Raw genomic sequence first — 8187 nt, 5'->3', positions numbered from 1 at the left:
GCATGCGCGCGTCGCGGACACGACATACGTACAAGCTCCAGCCCCCGTACCGGCAGCGATCCCAACGAAGAGCCCGCATGCGCACAGTGCCCGACCGTCCAGCAAGGCGCCTCGCGAGCAGCAGACGGCCATGAGGCATCCGCGCGAATCTCGTGCTGCATCGTTCAATGGCGTCAATGCACAGATGATCTCGCAGATCATGCAACGGCCGGAGGTGCAGTCGTTGATCGCGCAATATGGCGCCCGGTGACGCCGAAAACTAAGGCCCCGTCACGACGGTACGGCTCGCGTTCAAGGCCTGCTCATGCAGAGGCAAGGTGGGTTCGACGAGCACGCATATGTGCAGAAACAGACGAATCACACGGCAAAAGTAAAACGGCCCCGACAATGCCGAGGCCTCCCAAATAATATCGGTGGATGCGCGGCTACTTCGCCGGCTCGAACATGCATTGCAGCGCCGGCTTGGCGATCCTGGTGAAGGTAGGGCCGATCTCGGATTGCTTGGCCGGCGGCACCCAATCGGTCTCGATCGACGGCACGCCCGTTTCACTGATGCCGCGCAGCAGCGCTTCACGCAGATCCTTATCCTCGACCACGGCTGCGGCATGATCGTGCAGACAGGAGCAGACCTCTTCCGGATGAACCCAGCGTCCCAGCATATGAGGAGCGCATTGCCGAACAAACTCGCCACGCGGATCCGGCAACATACCGGTCGGCCGCGCCTGCGCTATGGACGGCACAAGAACCAGGGATATGGCGGTCGCCACGACACCAAAACGAGACAACATGATCGGTGCTGGTCCCCAGTCTTGTATCGATCGGTCTTGTACCGATCAACGCTATCGTAGCGCAATCGAGCGTGACGCGGAAGTTGTCATCGGCACAGCACTATAGTGGAAGGTGCCGATCCCCGGAAGGCCGGTATCCACCGAGCCGGCCATGGTCGAGCCAGCCAATAACAATGCGCATGCAATAATATAGCTTAGGATTTTCATCTGACCGCCTCTCGGTCCCGCTCGTCCGGTGCTCATCAGCCGGTCTCGTTGGGACCTTATTAACCACGGCCGGTGTCGCCCGTTCTGCGCGGCAAGCGAAAAATGGTTTCGTCGCCAAGGGAACTGTTTCGTCGCCATGTCGACGACGAAACAAAAGGCATGCCTTTCAGACGAAAGGCTCGCCGTTCTCAGAGGTTCGATCGGGAACTTCGTGCGTGCTGCCGACTTTTGATCGGAAGACATCGCGCGAGTTATCAAGACGGTAGGGCGGCTTCTTAAACTTTGTCTGCTGGGGCTGCGCCGTTCGGCGGTGCAGCGCGGACCGGTCGCGCAACCGTGGGGGCGGTCTGCGCGTTGTAACATTGTTGCTTCGACGGGGACGGCACTGATGGCTCACAAGGATACGGCCGACAGGGATATTGACGCGCGCCGCGCCGGATCGCCGGCACCGCGCTCTCGCAAGGTCAGCCACTCAACGCCGATGATGCAGCAGCGGCCCGATCGCGGCGGCGCATCCGCGCAGCAGACGCTGGTCCGACTCGTTGGCAGCCATGATGCCGGTACGAAAAAAGCAGGCGCGGTCGGCCCGCAACAGGCCGCGCAGCGATCACGTCCGCGTCATTGACGCTTTCACTGAATGAAGTCGCCACACTTCTGCACATTCGTATCGGTCGCGCCCCACGGCATGATCGGTACGGCCGAAGTCGAGTTCTTCGGCGAGCCCTCGATCAACTTGTCGGAATAGACCATGTAGACGAGCACATTGCGTTTGGCGTCGCAGCCGCGAACGATCTGCATCTTCTTGAAGAACAGCGAACGTCGCTGGCGAAACATGTCGTCGGCCTGATCGAGCTTGTGCTTGAACTTGATCGGCCCGATCTGGCTGCAGGCCAGTGAAATATCGGAGACCTGCTCTGATAGCCCGAGCCAGCCGGCATAACCGCCCTTCTCCGGCACCGTGAAATGACAAGCGACACCGTCGACCTCTGGATCGTCAACGCCATAGGTCGCGAGCTTGTCGTTCGGGCTGAGCAGCTTGAACACCGTGGAACGACGGAAGATCAGGTCGGGTTCATCGGCTGCGCGCGCCGATGTCACGGGTGAAGACAATCCGGCAAGCAGCAGCAAGGTGAAGCATTTCAGCCACAGCGCGCGCCGACCGACGGTCCTGAACGTCATGTTGATCTCCGTGTTACCGCCGATACGTCTCGGCTCGTCGCCCATGTAGGGACACAAAGGCCTGCAAGGAAGGCGCCGTGCGACTTAGCGAATCAGCCGTTTAACGTCATGTGAGGCTTTTTTGCTACGTTGGCGTTGGGAATGGCCGAGGGCGGAGCCCAAGCTGGTGAACGCGGACCGGCCCTGCGACACTGAAGCCCACATGGTTCTTGAGGATTTGTCAGAATGCTCTGCGTTCGTGCGGCCGCCAAGGGGCGGTTTTATTGTGCGGCAGTTATCACGGCGTCGCTTGCAATCGGCGTAGCGTCACAGGCATCGGCGGCGACCTATTATTATTACCAGAACGATTCCGAGCCCGTTATCATCCGTCCTGAGCCGTCGACGCCGGTGCGTCGTCAGAAGCGACGGCACAATCAGGAGAAGGCGGCGAAAGCTGCCGCGAAGGAGTCCGCCAAGCCCCAGGGACCGCTGATCGTCGCAGTCTCGATCAACAAGCAGCAGGTCAAGGTTTACGACGCCAACGGGCTTTTTACCCAGGCGCCGGTCTCGACCGGCATGAAGGGCCACCTCACGCCGATGGGCGTGTTCAGCGTGATTCAGAAGCAAAAATTCCACCGGTCCAACATCTACAGCGATGCGCCGATGCCGTTCATGCAACGGATCACCTGGTCGGGCATCGCGCTGCATGCCGGCGTGCTGCCGGGCCATCCGGCCTCTCATGGCTGCATCCGCATGCCACCAGGCTTTGCGGTGAAGATGTACGGCCTGACGCGGATCGGTTCGCGCGTGCTGGTGACGCCGGGCGAGGTCGCGCCGTCGAGCTTCACGCATCCGCTGCTCGCGGCCTTCAAGGCTCCCGCTGAGCCGACCGTCTCCGCTCGACCCGACGCGAGCGCACCCGCTGCGGCGAAGACCGATAAGGGCGCAGCATTGGCGGTGCCGGCGACGGTAGGAACCAATCTGGAACTGCGCACGACCATCGGCCACGGCGATGTTGCCGAGGTCGCGACGGAGATGCCCGCGCCATCGCTGCGCGAGCAGACCCACACCGCCGATGCGAGCAATCCGACCAGCGGCCCGATCTCCGACGTATCGGCCAACACCGCCGCTCCACACCCGGAGGCCGCTTCGGAGACGCAGAAGGCCGACGACGCCGTCGACGTGCCGACCAAGCCCGGGGCTCCCACAGCCGCGCCGGTGACCGCGAAATCTGAGGGCGCGGCGGCGAAGCCGGTCGATAGCGGAGTGAAGGCAGATGCCGCCGCGGCAGACAAGAGTTCGACGCCCGCGCCTGCCGAGTCCAACGCCGGCACGGCCAAGCCCGCGGACGCCACGACCGACGGCAAGGATTCGGCTGCGGCTCAGAGCAAGGACCAGACGCGAATGTCCGATGGCGAAAAGCCGGCCGCGCCTGCCAAGCCGGAGCTGAAGCACAACAGCCAGGTTGCGATGTTCATCAGCCGCAAGGACGGCAAGCTCTACGTCCGGCAGAGTCTCGCACCGGTGTTCAGCGTGCCCGTGACCATTGCACCGAGCGATCGGCCGCTCGGTACCCACGTGTTCACCGCTGCCGTCGACAAGACCGACAGCAACGTCCTGCACTGGTCTGTCATCTCGCTGCCGGCGCGCACGGCCCAGAACGAGGCCGTCGAGAAGGCCGCGCGGCACGGCAAGAAAGTCGCCGCAGTCGAGACTAAAATCCCGCCGCTTTCTGACGGCGCAGCGGAAGCGCTCGATCGCATCACCATCCCCGCGGACGTGGTGGCGTGGCTCGGCGAAGCGCTGTCGACCGGCAGTTCGCTGATCGTCTCCGATCAAGGCATCAACCAGGGCGAGACCGGCGAGGGAACCGAGTTCATCCTCTCGCTGCGCTGAGTTCTGTCCTGCCGCCCGCCTCATTCGCGCTCGAGGCCGATGAGCGGCTGGCTGTCCCAAAATCGAGCAACACTCCGAAAGATTGCCGGTCTTGATCACAACCTGTTGGTTGTTTCGTTTGGCGCTGCCTGTGCGACTGGTCTAGTATTTCCAGTTGGATGGGACGGTGGACTCGCCAGGCGGGAACCAACTTCGAGGGAATGTGATGCGATTTGCGGCTGGAGTGATCTTTGCGGGTTCCTTGTTGGGTTCGCTGGCGGTTCCGTTCAGCGCAGCCTGGTCGCAGTCGGCTCCGGCCGGCGCTGCTGCGCCGACCAGGACGGCGGCGGCCCCTGCTCCAGCTGCAGCGGTGCCTGCCCAACCGGCGGCAGCGCAACAGGCGCAGCCGCCCCGCGCGCCCTGTATGAATCCGAACGCGCTCGGCGTCGGCCGCACCGTCGAGATCGACACCACGGGTGGCCCCGGCTTTGGCTTCGAGCACTTCAAGGATCTCGACTTCCTCAGGGACCACGAGGTGGTGCTGACCTTCGACGACGGCCCGTGGCTGGAGAATACGCCCGCCGTGCTGAAGGCGCTGGCCGACGAATGCACCACCGGCATCTTCTTCTCGATCGGCAAGCACGCGACCTATTATCCCGAAATCCTCAAGCAGGTGTACAACGCCGGCCACACCGTCGGCACGCACACCTGGTCGCACGCCACGCTGACCAACAAGAAGCTGACCGAGGACCAGCGCAAGGAAGAGATCGAGAAAGGCATCAGCGCCGTGAAATGGGCGTTGGGCGGCATCTCGCCGGCGCCGTTCTTCCGCTTTCCGGCCCTGCAGCACCCGCCGGAGATGGTGACCTATCTCGGCAGCCGCAACATCGCGATCTTCTCCTGTGATCTCGATTCGTTCGACTTCAAGGCGAAGAATGCGCAAGCGGTCATCGACGTCACCTTCAAAAAGCTCGACAAGCTCGGCAAGGGCATCATCCTGATGCACGACTTCCACAAGCACACCGCCGAGGCGCTGCCCGAGTTGCTGCGCCGCCTCAAGGCCGAGGGCTACAAGGTAGTGGCGATGCGGGCCAAAGCTCCGGTGCAGTCCCTGCCGCAATATGACGAGGAACTGCTGAAGGACGCCAAGCTGCCGACCGTGAGCCAGCGCCCGGTCAACAGCGTGGTGACCACGGTCTCGGAATAACGCCGGGCCGTGACGACACTCCGCATCGAAGGCTACGTCATCGTCTCGGCCGAGGGCATGCTGGCGGATGCGCGCCATGTCATGCCCGACGGCCTGAAGTTCAAGGGCGACGCAAAGTTCTTCAACGCCGCGCTCGACCGTGCCGACCTGATCGTGCATGGCCGCAACTCGCATGAGGGCCAGCCGAACTCGCCGAAGCGCAAGCGGATCATCCTGACCCGCACCGTCGAGCGCCTGGCGGGCGATCCGGACAATCCCAACGCCACCATGTGGAATCCGGCCGGCACTTCGTTCGAAGCCGCCTGCGATGCAGCCGGCGTCACCGCCGGCACCATCGCCATCATCGGCGGGCCGATCGTGTTCGGCATGTTCATGGACCGCTACGACGTTTTCTATCTGTCGCAGGCGCCGCATGTGCATCTGCCCGACGGCGAAGCCTGCTTCCCCGGCGTGCCCGAGCGCACACCTCAACACATCCTGGCCGCCCATGGACTTAAGGCCGCGGAGACCAAGATGCTGGATCCCGAATTCGGCGTCAGCGTCACCGTGTGGCGGCGCTGAGCGCCAACACTGCCGCGCACCAACCGCTGTCATCGTCCGCGAAGGCGGACGATCCAGTACTCCGTGACACCTCGGTCGATCACCACCGCTGCGGAATATGGATGCGCCGCCCATCGCGGGGGCGTGACACCGAAAGCTCAAACATCCTCCTCAGATATCCCCATAAGCCGCCTTCTCGTCGATCCGCCGCGGGCCGCTGCCATGGCCGAAGATCATGAACAGCGCGCCGATGATCGAGAGGTTCTTCAAGGCGTCGATCAGGGTCTTGGCGTTGTCGGGCGGGGTCTGATTCCAGAAATCGTGGAAGTAGTAGATGGTGGCGCCGACGAAAATGATCATCAACAGCGCAAACAGCCGCGGCAGAACGTTCAGCGCGATCATCACGCCGGCCAGCACTTCGAAGGAGCCCGACAGGATTGCCAGCAGCTGCGACGTCGGCATGCCGGTCATGGTCTCGAGCTGGGCCGCATAGGGCGCCAGCACGTCGGGGATAATCACCTTGGCGGCGATGAGGTCGGCGGTGGCCTGGATGCCGAACAGCTTGGTCGCGCCCGTGTAGATGAACAGCACGGCAAAGATCACGCGGCCGAACGTCATGAAAGCTGGCATGGTTGTCCTCACGATGGACTTGGAAGGCGGGGTCGCCGGCGCGGAGGCCGGCGAAGTATGGACTGCTCCTATTGGTTTTCAAACAATCAAATCGCGGGCGCAATGCGACCGAAAGCGGGCACCACGCCACAGTCGGTGAAATCAGGCCCCTCTCTCAGTCCGGCCCCTGCCTGCGTCATCGATCCGTCAAATTCGCTTCACGCAAACCAAATCCAGTTCACGCAAACAGCGTCGGCTGCGCGCGCCCGGCCCGCTCCTGGGCCTCGACCGCCGCCACCGCCGTCATGTTGAGGATGCCGCGCGCCGTCACCGAGGGCGTGAGGATGTGCGCCGGCCGCGCCGCCCCGATCAGGATCGGGCCGACCGGTACGGCATCCGCCAGCACCTTGATCATCTGATAGGCGACGTTGGCCGCATCGAGGTTCGGCATGATCAGCACGTTGGCTTCGCCTTCGAGATCCGAATGCGGCAGCACCAGTTTTCGCGCGGCACCCGACAGTGCCGTGTCGCCCTGCATCTCGCCGTCGGCCTCGAGGTCGGGCCGGCGGCTCTTCAGGATCGCGGTGGCCTGCCGCATCTTGCGCGAAGATTCGGTGTCGTAGCCGCCGAAATCCGAATGCGAGACGAAGGCGATCTTCGGCTTGATGTTGAAGCGCGCCACATGCGTTGCCGCCAGCGAAGCCATCTCGGCGAGCTCTTCCGCGGTCGGATTCGGCCGCACCTGGGTGTCGGCGATGAAATAGGCGCCCTTCGGCGTGATGGTGAGCGCCAGCGCGGCGAAGTCCGAGACGTCAGGCATGAAGCCGATGATCTCGCGGACGTGCCGCAGATGGCTCATGTAGCGGCCCTCGACGCCGCAGATCATGGCGTCGGCCTCGCCGCGGATCACGGCGAGCGCTGCGATCACGGTGGCGTTGGTGCGGACCACGGTGCGCGCGGCATCCGGCGTCACGCCGCGGCGGCCGGCGGTGTCGATATAGGTCTGCACATAGGAGCGGTAGCGCGGATCGTCTTCCGGATTGACCAGGTCGAAATCCTGCCCCGCCTTGATCGACAGGCCGAAGCGCTCGATGCGCGCCTCCACCACCGAGGGACGGCCGACCAGGATCGGCCGCGCCAGTTGCTCCTCGAGCACGACTTGCGTGGCGCGCAGCACCCGCTCGTCCTCGCCCTCGGCATAGATGACGCGGACCGGCTGCGACTTCGCCTTCGCAAACACCGGCTTCATGACCAGGCCGGAGCGGAACGCGAAGCGCTCCAGCAGCGCGGTGTATTCGTCGAAATTCTTGATCGGCCTGGTGGCGACGCCGGACTCCATCGCGGCCTTGGCGACCGCAGGCGCGATGCGCAGGATCAGCCTGGGATCGAATGGCGAGGGGATCAGCGAGCCCGGGCCAAACCCTTGCGTCTCGCCGGTGTCGAAGCCGTGCGCCACCGCATCCGACGGCGGGTCCTGCGCCAATTGCGCGATGGCGTCGACCGCGGCGTGCTTCATCGCCTCGTTGATCGCGGTGGCGCCGACATCGAGCGCGCCGCGGAAGATGAAGGGAAAGCACAAGACGTTGTTGACCTGGTTCGGGAAGTCCGAGCGCCCGGTGCAGATCATCGCGTCGGGCCGCGCCGCGCGCGCTTCGTCCGGCATGATCTCGGGGTTGGGATTGGCCAGCGCCATCACCAGCGGCTTGTCGGCCATCCGCTTGACCATGTCGGGCTTCAGCACGCCGCCGGCCGAGACGCCGAGAAAGATGTCGGCGCCGCCGATCACGTCGCTGAGCGTCCGCG

7 protein-coding genes and 1 pseudogene are annotated in these 8187 nt (G+C 63.9%); 4 read left to right on the top strand and 4 right to left on the bottom strand.

The annotated features are described in order from the left end of the window. Positions 1-250, top strand: a pseudogene (locus WA702_RS13090) (hypothetical protein); the annotation flags it as partial. Positions 251-425: 175 nt separating this feature from the next. Here the strand turns inward: WA702_RS13090 and WA702_RS13085 are convergent. Both WA702_RS13085 and WA702_RS13080 read right to left on the bottom strand, forming a co-directional pair. Further along, on the bottom strand, positions 426-788 hold the full coding sequence (locus WA702_RS13085; protein WP_425110948.1) for a hypothetical protein: 363 nt from the start codon (positions 786-788) through the stop codon (positions 426-428). An 837-nt stretch (positions 789-1625) separates the two neighbouring features. Then, positions 1626-2174, bottom strand: coding sequence for a CreA family protein (locus WA702_RS13080; RefSeq protein ID WP_425110947.1), 549 nt, complete (start codon positions 2172-2174; stop codon positions 1626-1628). Between the two features lie 225 nt (positions 2175-2399). Between WA702_RS13080 and WA702_RS13075 the strand changes: the two genes are divergently transcribed. From WA702_RS13075 to WA702_RS13065, 3 genes are all read left to right on the top strand, one after another. After that, positions 2400-4049, top strand: a complete 1650-nt coding sequence (locus tag WA702_RS13075) for a L,D-transpeptidase family protein (protein ID WP_425110946.1) — start codon at positions 2400-2402, stop codon at positions 4047-4049. Between the two features lie 205 nt (positions 4050-4254). Continuing rightward, complete coding sequence (locus WA702_RS13070) at positions 4255-5235, top strand: polysaccharide deacetylase family protein (protein WP_425110945.1); 981 nt, start codon at positions 4255-4257, stop codon at positions 5233-5235. Positions 5236-5292: 57 nt separating this feature from the next. Continuing rightward, positions 5293-5796 (top strand): dihydrofolate reductase, encoded by a 504-nt coding sequence (locus tag WA702_RS13065; RefSeq protein ID WP_425110949.1) that lies wholly within the window; start codon positions 5293-5295, stop codon positions 5794-5796. 150 nt (positions 5797-5946) lie between these two features. Here the strand turns inward: WA702_RS13065 and WA702_RS13060 are convergent, their stop codons facing one another. Together WA702_RS13060 and WA702_RS13055 are read right to left on the bottom strand one after the other, a co-directional pair. Continuing rightward, the gene (locus tag WA702_RS13060) at positions 5947-6405 is read right to left on the bottom strand and encodes a DoxX family protein (protein ID WP_425110944.1); all 459 of its coding nucleotides are present in this window, start codon (positions 6403-6405) and stop codon (positions 5947-5949) included. A gap of 217 nt (positions 6406-6622) precedes the next feature. Further along, the coding region (locus WA702_RS13055) for a phosphate acyltransferase (protein WP_425110943.1) at positions 6623-8187 on the bottom strand (1565 nt) is incomplete at its 5' end.

Source organism: Bradyrhizobium sp. (assembly GCF_049798375.1).
Lineage (GTDB): Bacteria > Pseudomonadota > Alphaproteobacteria > Rhizobiales > Xanthobacteraceae > Bradyrhizobium.
This window is presented reverse-complemented; position numbering and strand designations above follow the sequence as displayed.

What these genes read in the sequence shown, in the direction of transcription:
- WA702_RS13060 (WP_425110944.1), bottom strand. Translation starts at nt 6,405, where the DNA reads ATGCCAGCTTTCATGACGTTCGGCCGCGTGATCTTTGCCGTGCTGTTC.
- WA702_RS13075 (WP_425110946.1), top strand. Translation starts at nt 2,400, where the DNA reads ATGCTCTGCGTTCGTGCGGCCGCCAAGGGGCGGTTTTATTGTGCGGCA.
- WA702_RS13085 (WP_425110948.1), bottom strand. Translation starts at nt 788, where the DNA reads ATGTTGTCTCGTTTTGGTGTCGTGGCGACCGCCATATCCCTGGTTCTT.
- WA702_RS13065 (WP_425110949.1), top strand. Translation starts at nt 5,293, where the DNA reads ATGCTGGCGGATGCGCGCCATGTCATGCCCGACGGCCTGAAGTTCAAG.
- WA702_RS13070 (WP_425110945.1), top strand. Translation starts at nt 4,255, where the DNA reads ATGCGATTTGCGGCTGGAGTGATCTTTGCGGGTTCCTTGTTGGGTTCG.
- WA702_RS13080 (WP_425110947.1), bottom strand. Translation starts at nt 2,174, where the DNA reads ATGACGTTCAGGACCGTCGGTCGGCGCGCGCTGTGGCTGAAATGCTTC.